Source organism: Rhizobium sp. USDA 3886 (assembly GCF_056279785.1).
The window spans coordinates 94,287-107,825 of the sequence record NZ_JBWCDC010000003.1 but is presented as its reverse complement, the minus strand read 5'-3'; the positions used below and the strand labels follow the sequence as shown (position 1 = coordinate 107,825).

Here is a 13,539-nt window from a genome sequence, read left to right as displayed (position 1 = left end):
CCTTGAGGCGAGGTCCGGGCTATCACCGGACCTCGCTAGATGTGCCGGATCTGTGGCACGCTCGGTTACCGCATTTTTCGCCGCAGCAAGGATATGACGATGTCGTACACCGCTGATTCGTTCAGCGCTGGCAGACGTGTATTCCTGCTTAACCCAATGGCGATCAGTAGTCCCAGAAGACCGGTACCCAACGAAAGGCGTTGCCGTCGACTGCGACATGGCCAACGGAAGGAAACGGCATATGAGTTGCCACCAGCAGTTCGCCGGTCGCTGCCAGCTCCTGCAAAAGCCGGACCCGAACGCGGGCAGCCTCCTCGGGGTCATGTTCGAAACCGTTGTGCCAGTCGGGGTGATCGAAGCCGACCGCGAACACGGCGTCGCCGGCAAACATCAGCCGGTCGTTGCCTGAGGCCACGCGGACGACGCTGTGCCCGGGGGTGTGGCCGCCGGTCCGAGAGACGACGACGCCCGGCGCCACCTCGTGCTCATCCTCGAACAACCGCAGCTGGCTCTGGTACTCTTTGCTGAACCGCTTGGCGGCCGCCCGAAGCGCGTCCGGGAAGCCCGCCGGCATCGAGACGCGAGAGAAATCGGGCGACTCCCAAAATTTGACCTCGGCAGCGGCCACATGGATCCGCAGGTCCGGATTCAGCCGTTCCTTCACCCCGTCGACGAGCAGCCCGCCAACGTGGTCCATGTGCATGTGGGTCAGCACCACGTCGGTCACGGATGCAAGATCAATGCCGGCGGCCTCCAGTCGCTTTATCAACTGCCCGGCCCGCGGCAGGTTCAAGTCCGGGTCGAGTCCCAGCCCAGCGTCGATGAGTATGGTCTGCCCGCCGCTGCGCACGACGACCACGTTCAGCGCCCAGTCGAAGGCGTCTGGCGGCAGGAACATGTCGCCCAGCCAGGCAGCCCGGGCGGCCGGGTCGGCGTTGTGGCCCAACATCACGGTTGGGAGCGGCAGCACTCCATCGCTGACAACCAGCACGTCAATCTCGCCGATCCGCACCGCGTAGCGCGACGGAACCAACTCTTCGGGTGCCGACCTGGCGGGTTTTGGGGTAATGTCCAGATTCATGTCCGTCTCCTGTGTTTACTGATCGCCGCCTTACACAAGGCATCAATGACGCTATGTCGGGGGGTGTTCGCGGTAAATTGAGTCGAGGAGTAGGGTGAGCCATACCACGGTATAGGTCTTGTCATACGGTTCGTGTCATTAACCGGAACGGACGCCGGCGAGAGCGCCGCGGACGGAGATGACAATGGCTGAAGTCGCATTAAATTATACGATCGATTTTGTCGTCCTGTGCCTGAGACAGGGGCAGTTAGAAAGGCATTTGTGAAACTGGTCGTTAGCAATGCCGTCGGCGGGTAGCGAGAAGTGGAACCGGGCACCGCCTTGCGGATGGTTCGAAGCGGTTATTTCCCCACCATGGGCTCTGATGATCGACTGGCAAATGGCCAGTCCTATGCCCAGGCCGCCTTCCTTAGTAGTGAAGAATCCATCAAATATCTGGTCCATGTGATCAAGGGGAATGCCAGTCCCGGTATCCCTGATTGAAAACGCGATACGGCCGGTTTCGTTTAAACCTGTTTCGAGATGAATCTCACGTTGAATTGGGGACGTGACCTTCATGGCCTGAATGCTGTTGACCATCAGGTTAACGATCGCCTGCTGCAACTGGACACGATCACCTCGGACAACCGGGAGTTCTTGCAGACCGGGATGGCAATGGCGCATTTGTTTGCAAGGCGGTTCGACGAAGCGTCGTTATGGGCGGAAAAATCATTCAGCTATATGCCAACCTTCCTCGTGGTTGTGACCACCATCGCTGCAAGCCATGCGCTCGCTGGCCGGAGCGACAAGGCACAGGAGGCGATGAACCGTTTGCGCCAGCTCCATCCGATGCTACGCATCTCCAATCTAACGGACTGGCAACCAATACATAGACCGGACGATCTCGCACTGCTCGCGGAAGGATTGCGAAAGGCAGGGCTGCCAGACTAGATCGCGAAAGTTGAGCTGCCGATTGCGAAAGTTCAGACTTCCAATCTGCGCCTTTTGCTTCTGCGCTGCGAGATCCCAACTGCTAGTGCATTCATGGCAAAGTTCGCCAGTTGCCATCTGTGATACCGCGATTTGATCGTAGGTTGATGAATGCGTCAAATCACTTGCACCACGGATTTGAAATTTGCCACGCCTTCGTTTTTTTACAGTGAAGGCATTTTTTTGTCGCGAAAACGACTCCTTGCGTCCGGTCGCCACAGTCGCGTCGCGTATTCCTAGACTTGAGGATGGCTTGGCTAAACCCGGCGATTAGAACGTTACGCCCCATGCACGATAGAATGAATGTGCCGCTCCCGTCATTATCTGAATCTGAAGCGATCGAAATGATCTGACATTTCACGTTATGAGGGACATTCGATATGAAAATTGTTGTGATTGGCGGGACCGGCCTTATCGGGTCAAAGACTGTTGCACGGTTGCGGGCCAAGGGACACGATGTACTGGCTGCCTCACCAAATTCCGGGGTCAATACGATCACCGGAGAAGGTCTTGATGAAGCGCTAGCAAGTTGCGACGTCGTGCTTGATCTCGCCAACTCGCCTTCTTTCGAAGACGAGGCGGTTCTCGAATTCTTCAAAACGGCGGGCCACAATCTGCTGGCTGCCGAGGCAAAGGCCGGCGTGAAGCATCACATTGCTCTTTCCATCGTAGGAACAGAGCGGCTTCCGGAAAGCGGCTATATGAGGGCCAAACTTGTTCAGGAGCAGCTCGTCAAGGCCTCCCCGATCCCTTACACAATCGTCCATTCCACGCAGTTCTTCGAATTCCTCAAGGGCATTGCCGATGCAGCAACAGTGGGTACCGTTGCTCGCCTTTCTCCTGCATCTTTCCAGCCTATCGCATCGGACGACGTAGCTGACGTCATGGCCGACGTCGTTCTCGGCAAGCCGCTCAACGGAACAATCGAGATTGCTGGACCCGAGCGCGCTCCCATGAACGAGATCATTGCGCGGTATCTCAAAGCAAACAATGATCCCCGGACTGTCGAGGCAGATGTTCATGCTCGTTATTTCGGCACCGAACTGAATGACCAGTCTCTTGTGCCTGGGGAAGGCGCACGGCTCGGCAGGATCGGCTTCGAAGAATGGTTCCGGCAATCCCGGCAACCGAAGTGAACCCATCAGCGAAACCCTGGCCAAGTGAATATTGGCCTCGGCACATTCGAGATCGAACGCGTTTTGCGTCACGCACAGATGCATTCAAAACCAAAAGGATTACGACAATGAGATCAGTTTTGTTAACACTGGTTGTGTCAGCAACTGTTGGCCTTCTGGGCACTTTCGCAGCTGCCGCTGAGGATGGTGCAATCGTGACACCGCTCATGCAAAAAGACCTGCCAAATTATCCTGGCAAGGAGGGGCTGATGATATCAGTTAAGTACGAGCCGGGCGGCTCTTCGCCTATTCACAAACACGATGCAAATGCATTCGTTTACGTTCTCGAAGGCTCTATCGTGATGCAGGTCAAGGGAGAAAAAGAAGTCACCTTGTCGGCGGGAGACACTTACTATGAAGGTCCAACAGACATTCACGTGGTCAGCCGCAATGCGAGTAGGTCGAAACAGGCAAAATTTGTCGTTGTATTGCTGAAGACCAAGGGCGCTCCGGTCGTCATGCCGGTCGAGTGATCTTCCGTGCGACACAAAACCATGCGGCCTTGTTTTTGTTCATGGGTTGGAAGGAGGCGCCGCTTTTTCGGTCGCCGGAGGAATGGTCGCAGCCTTTGCTCGCTGCGACCGGGCTAAAACCGACGCACCGAAATAATCAAGGGGAGCGAGTTGATGAAAATAACGGTTATGGGTGCGAGCGGACTTATCGGAGCGCCACTCGTTCAGAATCTTCAACGCAGGGGTATCGAGGTAATCCCTGCATCTCCGTCTTTCGGAGTTGATAGTGTCACGGGCGAAGGCCTTGAAGCCGCTGTGGCTGGAGCGGACGTTGTCATCGACGTTACCAATGCCGCGTCATTTGGCGATAATTCTGCCTTGGCTTTTTTTAAAACCTCCACCAGGAATCTTCTTGCTGCTTCCGTTGATGCAGGCGTGGGACACTATTTGGTGCTCTCCGTGGTGGGAACGCCTCGCCTGGTCGAGAGTGACTATTTCCGGGCAAAGATGGTACAGGAGAATCTTATCCGAGCGTCGCGAAAACCCTATACTATTCTCCATTCTACGCAGTTTTTCGAGTTCATAGGCGGTGTGATTGATATGGGTGCAAATGGCGGTGGATTCCGGCTTCCATCAGCCTCGATACAGCCCATATCCGCGGCTGATGTCAGCGATGTATTGGCGGAATTGGCGCTAGGTGCCGCAAGCAATGACACAGTGGAGATTGCCGGACCGGAGCGGTTTGGTCTTGACGAGATTGCCCGTATGCACCTGGCAGCAAATGAAGACCGACGCCAGGTCATTAGCGATGACAAAGCGTCTTACTATGGTGTCGAACTAAATGACGACACTCTCCTGCCTGGCCAGGGCGCACGTACGTCTTCACGACGGTATTTAGACTGGCTGTTTCTGAAAATGGCCGGTTAGGCAGCGACCCGGTTGCTGCTCGAGAGCCACTTCCAGATGGTTTATTTGGGGATCGCAGGCGTTCGCGCAGCACATTATGCCCTAAGATGAACGAAAACAGGAATTTAGCGCAATCGAGATTCTCGATGTGTCTGAGACCGCGCTTCACATTCCATGGACAAAGCATTTCTTGCTATTTTCTAGGGGAATCGCCTTCGCCAGATGGTGTGCGTTCACTGGTTGATTTGCTCGGCCAACCGGCCATTCAAACCTGGCTGCAATCGCAGGCCGAGAATACCGAACCAATGCGATTGCACGCGGCCAACACCGGCCGGGACGCGACCTTGGTGAAGGCGGAGAAGGGTGCCGAGAACACTGAAGTCCTGGAGCACTCCTGACCTATTGCGGCGGCCCCACGGGTGCATCTCGGCATCACCGGCAACTTTCTTTGGAACGATATTGCACCGATCCTCGGATATGTTGACAATTATAGTCATGTTATCTAGCACCCCTGAAACCAGGCGAGCATAGTGCTTATTTGGTTCACGCATGAGAGGGGCTGTATATGGAACTGCGTCTTGGACTGCTCGCTGTTTTGCTGGCGACGGTAAGCCGCGCTGCACTGGCGCAAGATGCTACGGCGCTGGAGCGCATCGAAGTCAAGGCGGGGTCTTCGACATCGACGATCGGCACGGCTCCGGAAGAATATCCGGGCGGACAGGTGGCGCGTGGCGGTCGCGTTGGGTTGCTCGGCAACCGAGACTTCGTCGACACGCCGTTCAACATCACTAGCTACACCGCAGAGACGATCGAAAATCAAGGCGCCCAGACGGTGGCCGATGTTGTGGCCAATGATCCATCGGTGAGAAGCACCCATGCGTCAGGCGGCATGCTCGACTCCTTCTACGTCAGGGGCTTCCCGCTCAACGAGGGGAACTTCGGTGAAATCGCCTTCGATGGCGTATTTGGTGTCGCTCCGACTTACCGGCTGTTCACGGACTATGCAGAGCGTGTGGAGGTGCTCAAGGGGCCGACGGCGCTTCTTTATGGCATCTCGCCGAACAGCAGCGTCGGCGGCACCATCAATATCGTGCCGAAGCGCGCTTCAGACGTCGACTTGACACGGGTGACAACCGACTATGCTTCGGATCTCTACGGCGGAATCCATCTGGATCTCAGCCGCCGTTTCGGCGAGGAACGCCAGTTCGGCGCGCGCTTCAACGGAAGTTTTCATGGTGGCGGACACGCCGATCGACAATCAGTCGCGCGACATTGCGGTCGGCGCTCTGGCGCTCGACTACGAGGGCGAAGATCTGAGGGCAACACTCGACATCATCGGCCAGCGCGAAGACTTCGACGCTCCGCAGCGTCCGTTCTTTCCGATGGCTGGAATCGAAATTCCAGACGCGCCAGATAGCCGCTCAAACGTTCAGGAACCGTGGGAGTGGTCGAAGAGCGAGGATCTGTCCTGGCTGGGGCGAGTCGAATACGATCTTAGCGACACCGTGACGGTGTTTGGTGCAGTTGGCGGCGGCAACTCGCGCGTCGAGCGCCTCTTCGGCACGCCAACCATTCTCAATTCCGCCGGCGACGTCAGCATTACGCCGCAGAATTTCATTTTCGATGTCGACCGGCTCACGGCCGAGACAGGCATAAGGGCTGAGTTCGACACGGAGGCCGTGGAACACGCCGTCATGTTCCAGGTCAGCGGTCTCCAGCAGACCCTCAATCGAGGCTCGAACTCGGGTACGGCTCAACTCACAAATCTCTTTGATCCGCTTCCTCGCCCCGAACAGGACGTGCCGCAACCGAGCCACGTGCCGAAGGTGTCGGAGAACACGTTCTACGGCTTTGCTCTCTCCGACACGATGTCAATGCTTGACGAGCGTGTGCAACTGACGCTGGGTGGGCGCTGGCAGCATATCGATACCGAAAACTTCAGCCCGGTCACGGGCGACGTCACCACCTCTTCCGACGAGAGCGCATTGACCCCACTGGTCGGGATCGTCGTCAAGCCGTGGGAGAACGTCGCCCTCTACGCCAACTATGTCGAAGGCCTGAGCGTCGGCGATACCGCTCCCACGACAGCCGTCAATGCCGGCGAGACGCTCGCTCCCTATCGGTCCAAACAATACGAGATAGGCACCAAGGTCGACCTCGGACGAGTGGCAGTCACCGTCAGCGCGTTCCAGATCGAAAAACCCTTCGGTCAGCTTGAAACGCGCGGCAGTGACCTCGTCTTCGTCGAGGGCGGTGAGCAGCGCAACCGCGGTGTGGAGCTCAATATTTTTGGTGAAGTGACGCCTGATGTCCGGGTGCTTGGCGGCGTGACCTTCATCCATGGCGAGTTGACGAAAACGAACAGCCCAACGACCCAGGGGAATACCCCGATTGGCGTGCCGTCGGTGCAGGTCAACTTGGGAGCGGAGTGGGATACGCCCTTCATGCCCGGGCTGACGCTCGCCGGCAATGTCATCCACACGGACGAGCAGTTCGTCAACACGGCGAACACGCAGAAAATTCCCTCATGGACACGCCTTGACCTCGGCGCCAGATATCACACCGAAATCAACCAAAAGCCCGTCACGTTCCGCGCCGAAGTCGAGAACGTCTTCGACCTCGATTACTGGTCCGGTGTTGCGAGCTTCGGCACGATTTCGCAGGGAGCACCGTTGACTGTGAAGGTCTCGATGACGACTGACTTCTAGTCGCGGGGCGGGTGCCGGATCGACGGACGAACCGCCTCAGTGATGTGCAGGGATGCGCTGACCACAGGCCGGCACTTCTTCTGTTTGCTCGGTTGACCGGACCCAATAGATAAGAGCGATTTTAGCCGACCAGCGAATTGTCGCTAAGAGAAGCAATCTTCGCTTCAGCTCGCGTCGCGGACAAAGGAGAGGGAAGAGGAGGCTCTCCTTTATCCGAGCCTCGCCCGTTGCAAGCAAATTGCGCGGCGGATTCCTGTTAATTCGCGCTGTCAGAAAGGCTGACGGCATAGCCCGGCCGATACGGGGTAGGCAGGAAGCGGCGGTGATATTCCGCAAATGTCGCGTCCGGATCAAGGTCGGCAAACAAGTCCGGATGGAACCATTTCGCCAGTTTCTGGACAGCAAAGAACTCATAGGGGCTGTTGTAGAACTGGTGCCAGATGCCGTGGAAATTCTGCGTCTTCTGCGCGGCGATGCCGGTATAGGCACTACGAGTGGTGAACCATTCGAGCTTCTTGCGGTTCACCTTGGGGTCGGCGCCTGGGCCAAGCGGGATCCATTTGCCACCTGGCACATAGGCTTCCCAATCGGCGCTGGTGACCACCACCTGCTCGGGATCGGCGGCGATCACCTGCTCGGGATTGATCTGTCCGAAGGTGGAGGGAAGCAAATCACTGCCGATGTTGTGGCCGCCGGCAAGTTCGACATATTTGCCGAAGTTTTCCGCACCGAATGACAGGCAGCAATCATCGGCATAGCCGCCGATCCGTTCGACGAATACTCTCGGACGTTGCGGCTTGGCGCGGGCAAGCACATCGGTGACGCGGGCCATGGCCTGATGGCGGAAAGCAATGATTTCTTCCGCGCGGTTCTCACGCCCCATGATCTTGCCAAGGAGGCGAATGGTCGGTTCGGTGTTCTTCAAAGGATAGTGACGAAAGTCGATATAGAGGACCGGAATCTTCAGCTCCGCCAGCTTCTCGATATGTTTGACGTCCTCGTTGGCACTCATCGCCTCGAGATTAAGCAGGACCACATCGGGCTTCTGGACGATCGTCGATTCGATATCGATCAGCCCATTCTCCTTTCCCGCGAAGGCTGGAAGCGTTGCCAGTTTGGGAAAGGCCTGGAGATATTGGGCATAGGTGGCTGGATCGGCCTCGATCAGATCATTGCGCCATGCAACGATGCGGGCCAATGGGTCTTCCGTCTCGAGCGAGGCGATGAGATAAAGTTGCCGCCCCTCTCCAAGGAGAATGCGCTTGACTGGCGCATTCACCGTCATCTGGCGGCCGGCAATGTCGGTGACGGTGATCGGGGTTTGCGCTGTCGACTGTTCTTCGGCGAATGTCATCGCTGGGTCTTGCGCCATCAAGACAAGAGCGGCGATCATCGCACGCAACATTGAACGTTTTCTCCTCACGAAAATTCTCCTTAACCCGATGATCGACGTGATTTGAGCCATAAGCCGAGAGTTCCTAAAAAAGATAGCGCTCGCTCTTTTACATCGCATTCATATATCTTGAGTCGATAACTCAAGATTATTGCCGCTATAGCCAGCCATGATTGTGGCGTCAATAGTGCCTTCAATGATGGATTGCTTCGAGCGTTGGGAAGTACCGACGGCGTTGATGGTTTTTCAACGTAGCGGCAATCTTGCGCCCAAAACGAGACAGGTGCGCTCGTGATGCTTGAGAAAAAAAGCGAACTGAAGATGGTGCGAGGCTCCGATTTTCGGATCGGATGAGCGATTGCCTGGAACAAGGAAAGAATCTAACCGCGCTCGCGCCTGTGACGTGCCGCAAAACTGGTCGAAAGCTCGAGCAGGTCATCCCGTGGCGGCGGACGGCATTGCCTACCATGGCCGCCACGACGATACCGAGCTATGCTTTGCCCTGTTTGAACGGGCAGGATCCGCCATGTCTCCGGTGGAGCGCCGACCGGACGCTCTATGCGGCCCGCCGCTGGTCACCGTCAAACACCGGCTAGGTCAATTGGTAGGCTCGGCACGCAGTAGATGTTGGGGCGGTGGACGAAATCCGGACCGAGAAGCGTGAGCCATGATTGCTACCGGGCCTCGCCCTCTCCCTTGCCGCAGCACGCCGCGTAGTTCGGCCTGACTGAGGGCTCCGGTCGAGCTCCTTAAAGTGATACGTCTGGGTCAACGGGCGTTTCTCAACGCATTTCCGGCCGCGGTCAGATTGACTAAGGATCATAGGTCCGGGGGTCGGGGAATCTCTCTCTGCGCCGTCAAGGCGCTTGACTCGAACTGACGCTCGCTGTATTTAACCAATGAGATAATTAACTAATTGGTTTTCCGATGACCTCGCAGGACCGGCTTAGCCTCACGTTGTCGGCTCTCGCCGACCCGACCAGGCGTGCGATCCTGGCCCGGCTCGCCCGCGGCGAGGCAACGGCGTCGGAACTGGCGGAGCCATTCGAAATGAGCTTTCCGGCGGTTTCCAAGCACCTCAAGGTGCTGGAGCGGGCAGGGCTGGTGGAGCAAGGTCGCAACGCACAGTTCCGTCCGCGCCGGTTCAAACCGGAGCCCCTGCGCGATGTCGCGGGCTGGCTCGAAACCTATCGCTGTCTCTGGGAGGAGCGGTTCGACCGCCTCGGCGCGTATCTGAAAGAAGTTCAGCATGGAGAAGAAAAATGAACGCACTGCCGAAAACCGAAGCCCGGCCCGAGCTCACCATACGCCGCACCTTCGACGCGCCACGATCGCTGGTCTTTAGAATGTGGACCGATGGCGAGCATCTCAAGCGCTGGTGCTGCCCGACCGGCTTCACCATCCCCTTTTCCGAAGGCGATATCAGGCCGGGCGGCACATTCCGCACCTGCATGCGCTCGCCGCAGGGCGAGGACAACTGGCTCGGCGGAACCTACACGGAAATCGTGCCCGACGAGAAGATTGTCTTCACCCATGCCTGGCAGAACGAAGCGGGCAATTCGGAACACGAGACGGTTGTAACCATCACTTTGGCCGATACCGATGACGGCAAGACGCGGCTCACGCTGCACCAAGCCTTCTTCCTCAGCGAAGCCTCGCGTGATGGCCATCTGGGAGGCTGGAAGGAGACGCTCAACCAACTCGGAAGGTATCTCGAGCAATGAAACTCTATCTCACACCGGGCGCCTGCAGCCTGGCTGACCATATCGCGCTGACCGAGGCCGGCATTCAGGTCGAGACTGTCAAGGTCGATCTCAGCACGCGGCGCACCGAGCACGGCGAAGATTTCACCGCAGTCAATCCGAAAGGCTATGTGCCGGCGCTTGTCTTCGACGACGGCGAGGTGCTGACTGAGAACGTCGCGATCATGGATTGGGTGGCCGGCCAGGCGCCTCACCTCGCGCCCGATGGCCCGCTTGGTCGTTCGCGCAACGTCGAAATGCTGGCCTTCCTCGCCACGGAAATCCATCGGCCATTCATGCGTTCGATGTTCTCACCGGCGGACGCCGAAAAGCAGGCCGCACGCGAGGCGATCGCCGGGCGGCTGGCCCTGATCAGTCAGCGACTGAAGGATGACTACCTGTTCGGCGACGCCTTCAGTACCGCCGACGCGCTGTTCTATGTAATGGTTCGCTGGGCGCGCGATTCCGGACTGAAAATTCCGGATCGTCTCGTCGGCTATGCCGAGCGGGTTGAGGCACGCCCGGCGGTGCAACGGACGCTATGCGCCGAAGGGCTGGCATAGCGAGCGATCAAACGGCCAACGAAAAGGGTTGTGACGATCGCAACGATCATGACCCGCGAGCAGAGCAAGCCCATCATCGCCGACAGCTTCCGTTAAGCGGAACTGGCAGAATTTCTTCCGCTCTTTGTCGAATCGCGGGCTCCAACTTCGACTAACATAGAACGACACCATGGAGGAACCGGATGCGCTACCTTTGTCTCTTTTATATTGATCAAAACCTTGCTGACGCCTCCAGCAAGGAGGAATGGGCCGAGATCGACCGGGAGTCCTTGGCTTCCAATGACGAGCTCAAACGATCGGGCCACTATGTCGCCTCCAACGCCCTTGCCGATCCAAGGACCGCAAAGACATTGCGCGTTCGTGCCGGCAAGGCGAGTTGGACCGACGGGCCCTTCGCAGAGACTAAGGAGCATCTGGGAGGCTTCCTGCTCCTCGAAGCGAAGAATCTTGCCGAGGCGATGGAGATCGCGGAACGGGACTCGCTCGCTCGGATGGGGGCGATCGAGGTGCGCGAGACCGCCGGTTTTTAGCTTCGAATGTGTTTCGGCATAGCGTTTGACCCCCAACCCGACAGCATGCCAAATTCTGCAAGTCGAACAAATGAGATATCCTGCCTCCACCAGGTCAATGTTCTGCGCTGAAAGGGGTGAACTTCCGTGCGTATTCACAGCCTAAATTGCTCTGATGGCAAGGGTCACAAGTCGCAGCGTGTCGGGCGCGGCACTTCGCGGGAGGACGAGCGGATGCACCTGACATGAGTACGACTCCTCGCCGCAGCACCACTGGCCTGCGCCAATTTCTGAATCTCGAGCAGCAGCGCCATTGGATAGAAGGCAAGACGAACTTGCGCGACGCCGAAGAGCGCTCGGAGTCCCTCGAACAACGGTTCAAGTACGTCGCGCGGTTTCAAAAGCTGCTTCGCCGCCCGCAGGTACAAGAAGTTCTGGAGATTCTCAGACTCTACGGCCAAAACTGCATCCCCCTCCCGCGCAAGACCGAGCGTCACTATTGGTCGGTTTCTTGTCTGCCGTCGACCTCCGACAAGCCGCTTGTCCGCGTTAATGCGAGCTGGATGGAGCTTTTCACGCTCTATGTGGACGGCGAGGGCATCCGTGCGAGATTCTTGGTGCATCTTTCGGATTTCACCACGGACCATTCACCGGTGCAGGACCACGTGGACGAACCTTTTCTCGAACACTGCGTCACGACGCCAGAAGACGTCGGCTATTTCTTCCCGCGCGGCGAGGACATTTTCGGCATCAATGTGCGGGGCTCCGCCTCGATCCGCAAATTCCTCGCGACCCGCCGCGTGTTGCGCGCCATTCGGACTTTCAATCTGACGCATATGAACCGAGGTCGGAACGCCTACCATGCGAGCCACTGCTACAGCTTGGCGGATCACATGCTGGAAGGTTGACCGGCTCTGCGATGCGCGCCGCTCTGGCGAGGTTGTCGAGCCGCCCCGACGTCGCGGCCGCGATCCGCTACGCGCTGGCTCCGGAGACGGGCTGACCCGCTACCGACAAGGCCGCCTGGCGATCGGCGATTGAACGGCGGTCCAGCAGTCCGGCCACCGCCTCGCGGACAAGGGGCGGGGACGCTTTCGGAATCATCCAGATAGGCACTTTCCAGCAGGCCGTCCGATACCTCGACGAGGAGGGAGGCGGTCACCGAAGGAGCTGGATCGCCATCTGCTGCAAGAAGTGCCCAAGGCTATCGTCATCACCTGGTCAAGCGAATTATTTGTGGTCCATTCAAGAATTGAGGAAACGATGGCGGGACGGCCGCGAGAATTCGACCGGGATACGGCACTGGCCAAGGCGCGCGATGCGTTCTGGTCGCGCGGCTATGAAGGCGTGTCGATGGCGGATCTGGTTGAGATGCTGGGGATCGCCTCGGCGCGAATCTATGCGGCCTTCGGATCGAAGGAGACGCTGTTTCGCGAATCGGTCGCACTCTATGATGCGCAGGAAGGGGGATTTGCCTCGCGGGCGCTGGCGGGGGAGCCTACGGCAGCAAGAGCAATCGAACGAAGCCTGCGCGAAGCCGCCGAGACCTACACCCGTAAGGGCCGACCGCAAGGCTGCATGGTCGTGTCGGCAGCGACCAACTGTGCTAGCGAAAACGATGGTGTACGAGAGTTTCTGGCCCACTATCGCCGCCGCCGCACCGCATCTCTCGTCGAGCGTCTGGAGCGCGCCGTGACGGAAGGCGAGTTGCAGCCGGACACTGATGCGCAGGCACTCGGAGACTATTACGCCACTGTTCTGCATGGGCTCTCCGTGCAGGCGCGAGATGGCGTGTCCCGGAAACGGTTATTGGCGACGGTCCCCACCGCGATGCTGGCGATCCAGGCTGCCCTGTCATAACGCGCTGTTTGGCAGCGTTGATGCTGACGTGTCTGTCTTTCCATCAGGATGACCGTCATCACCTGTCGACGCCAGCGCGAGGACAGCCACCATAGTGGCGCGCCGAGGCTGGCGTGCCTGACACAGGCTGAGGGGTTTCGCGATCGGATTAGACTCGATTTTTACTACATGACGGTCGCAC

Annotated in this window: 13 protein-coding genes and 1 pseudogene; 11 read left to right on the top strand and 3 right to left on the bottom strand. The window is 58.1% G+C overall.

Going from position 1 to position 13,539, the window contains the following annotated elements; all coding sequences use genetic code 11:
• Nucleotides 1-163 precede the first annotated feature (163 nt).
• Nucleotides 164-1,081: an MBL fold metallo-hydrolase gene (locus ACZ9BX_RS23305; RefSeq protein ID WP_476220398.1), complete on the bottom strand. Its 918-nt coding sequence runs from the start codon at nt 1,079-1,081 to the stop codon at nt 164-166.
• Between the two features lie 204 nt (nt 1,082-1,285).
• On the bottom strand, nt 1,286-1,639 hold the full coding sequence (locus ACZ9BX_RS23300; RefSeq protein ID WP_476223012.1) for a sensor histidine kinase: 354 nt from the start codon (nt 1,637-1,639) through the stop codon (nt 1,286-1,288).
• Between ACZ9BX_RS23300 and ACZ9BX_RS23295 the strand changes: the two genes are divergently transcribed.
• The 5 genes and pseudogenes from ACZ9BX_RS23295 to ACZ9BX_RS23275 all read left to right on the top strand — a co-directional run bounded on the left by ACZ9BX_RS23295 (nt 1,604) and on the right by ACZ9BX_RS23275 (nt 7,291).
• A complete protein-coding gene (locus ACZ9BX_RS23295) occupies nt 1,604-2,011 on the top strand; it encodes a hypothetical protein (protein ID WP_476223135.1) in 408 nt (135 codons plus the stop codon). The genes ACZ9BX_RS23300 and ACZ9BX_RS23295 overlap by 36 nt on opposite strands.
• Nucleotides 2,012-2,430: 419 nt before the next feature.
• Nucleotides 2,431-3,186, top strand: a complete 756-nt coding sequence (locus ACZ9BX_RS23290; protein ID WP_476220396.1) for an SDR family oxidoreductase — start codon at nt 2,431-2,433, stop codon at nt 3,184-3,186.
• 107 nt (nt 3,187-3,293) lie between these two features.
• Nucleotides 3,294-3,698, top strand: a complete 405-nt coding sequence (locus ACZ9BX_RS23285; RefSeq protein ID WP_476220395.1) for a cupin domain-containing protein — start codon at nt 3,294-3,296, stop codon at nt 3,696-3,698.
• 153 nt (nt 3,699-3,851) lie between these two features.
• Entirely contained in the window at nt 3,852-4,604 is a 753-nt protein-coding gene (locus ACZ9BX_RS23280; protein ID WP_476220394.1) for an SDR family oxidoreductase, read from the top strand.
• 544 nt (nt 4,605-5,148) lie between these two features.
• A pseudogene (locus ACZ9BX_RS23275) lies at nt 5,149-7,291 on the top strand (TonB-dependent receptor).
• A gap of 256 nt (nt 7,292-7,547) precedes the next feature.
• Here the strand turns inward: ACZ9BX_RS23275 and ACZ9BX_RS23270 are convergent.
• Nucleotides 7,548-8,696, bottom strand: coding sequence for an ABC transporter substrate-binding protein (locus ACZ9BX_RS23270; RefSeq protein ID WP_476220393.1), 1,149 nt, complete (start codon nt 8,694-8,696; stop codon nt 7,548-7,550).
• Between the two features lie 915 nt (nt 8,697-9,611).
• Between ACZ9BX_RS23270 and ACZ9BX_RS23265 the strand changes: the two genes are divergently transcribed.
• The 6 genes from ACZ9BX_RS23265 to ACZ9BX_RS23240 all read left to right on the top strand — a co-directional run bounded on the left by ACZ9BX_RS23265 (nt 9,612) and on the right by ACZ9BX_RS23240 (nt 13,358).
• A complete protein-coding gene (locus ACZ9BX_RS23265; protein ID WP_476220392.1) occupies nt 9,612-9,950 on the top strand; it encodes an ArsR/SmtB family transcription factor in 339 nt (112 codons plus the stop codon).
• Nucleotides 9,947-10,408 (top strand): SRPBCC family protein, encoded by a 462-nt coding sequence (locus ACZ9BX_RS23260; RefSeq protein WP_476220391.1) that lies wholly within the window; start codon nt 9,947-9,949, stop codon nt 10,406-10,408. Before ACZ9BX_RS23265 ends, ACZ9BX_RS23260 begins: the two co-directional genes overlap by 4 nt.
• A complete protein-coding gene (locus tag ACZ9BX_RS23255; protein ID WP_476220390.1) occupies nt 10,405-10,989 on the top strand; it encodes a glutathione S-transferase N-terminal domain-containing protein in 585 nt (194 codons plus the stop codon). Before ACZ9BX_RS23260 ends, ACZ9BX_RS23255 begins: the two co-directional genes overlap by 4 nt.
• 182 nt (nt 10,990-11,171) lie before the next feature.
• Nucleotides 11,172-11,519, top strand: a complete 348-nt coding sequence (locus tag ACZ9BX_RS23250; RefSeq protein ID WP_476220389.1) for a YciI family protein — start codon at nt 11,172-11,174, stop codon at nt 11,517-11,519.
• Nucleotides 11,520-11,743: 224 nt separating this feature from the next.
• The gene (locus ACZ9BX_RS23245; protein WP_476220388.1) at nt 11,744-12,406 is read left to right on the top strand and encodes a hypothetical protein; all 663 of its coding nucleotides are present in this window, start codon (nt 11,744-11,746) and stop codon (nt 12,404-12,406) included.
• Nucleotides 12,407-12,761: 355 nt separating this feature from the next.
• Nucleotides 12,762-13,358 carry a TetR/AcrR family transcriptional regulator gene (locus tag ACZ9BX_RS23240; protein ID WP_476220387.1) on the top strand — a complete coding sequence of 199 codons (597 nt, stop codon included), beginning with the start codon at nt 12,762-12,764 and terminating at the stop codon, nt 13,356-13,358.
• Nucleotides 13,359-13,539 lie beyond the last annotated feature (181 nt).

What these genes read in the sequence shown, in the direction of transcription:
- ACZ9BX_RS23255 (WP_476220390.1), top strand. Translation starts at nt 10,405, where the DNA reads ATGAAACTCTATCTCACACCGGGCGCCTGCAGCCTGGCTGACCATATC.
- ACZ9BX_RS23290 (WP_476220396.1), top strand. Translation starts at nt 2,431, where the DNA reads ATGAAAATTGTTGTGATTGGCGGGACCGGCCTTATCGGGTCAAAGACT.
- ACZ9BX_RS23260 (WP_476220391.1), top strand. Translation starts at nt 9,947, where the DNA reads ATGAACGCACTGCCGAAAACCGAAGCCCGGCCCGAGCTCACCATACGC.
- ACZ9BX_RS23265 (WP_476220392.1), top strand. Translation starts at nt 9,612, where the DNA reads ATGACCTCGCAGGACCGGCTTAGCCTCACGTTGTCGGCTCTCGCCGAC.
- ACZ9BX_RS23270 (WP_476220393.1), bottom strand. Translation starts at nt 8,696, where the DNA reads ATGTTGCGTGCGATGATCGCCGCTCTTGTCTTGATGGCGCAAGACCCA.
- ACZ9BX_RS23240 (WP_476220387.1), top strand. Translation starts at nt 12,762, where the DNA reads ATGGCGGGACGGCCGCGAGAATTCGACCGGGATACGGCACTGGCCAAG.
- ACZ9BX_RS23305 (WP_476220398.1), bottom strand. Translation starts at nt 1,081, where the DNA reads ATGAATCTGGACATTACCCCAAAACCCGCCAGGTCGGCACCCGAAGAG.
- ACZ9BX_RS23285 (WP_476220395.1), top strand. Translation starts at nt 3,294, where the DNA reads ATGAGATCAGTTTTGTTAACACTGGTTGTGTCAGCAACTGTTGGCCTT.
- ACZ9BX_RS23295 (WP_476223135.1), top strand. Translation starts at nt 1,604, where the DNA reads ATGAATCTCACGTTGAATTGGGGACGTGACCTTCATGGCCTGAATGCT.
- ACZ9BX_RS23280 (WP_476220394.1), top strand. Translation starts at nt 3,852, where the DNA reads ATGAAAATAACGGTTATGGGTGCGAGCGGACTTATCGGAGCGCCACTC.
- ACZ9BX_RS23300 (WP_476223012.1), bottom strand. Translation starts at nt 1,639, where the DNA reads ATGAAGGTCACGTCCCCAATTCAACGTGAGATTCATCTCGAAACAGGT.
- ACZ9BX_RS23245 (WP_476220388.1), top strand. Translation starts at nt 11,744, where the DNA reads ATGAGTACGACTCCTCGCCGCAGCACCACTGGCCTGCGCCAATTTCTG.
- ACZ9BX_RS23250 (WP_476220389.1), top strand. Translation starts at nt 11,172, where the DNA reads ATGCGCTACCTTTGTCTCTTTTATATTGATCAAAACCTTGCTGACGCC.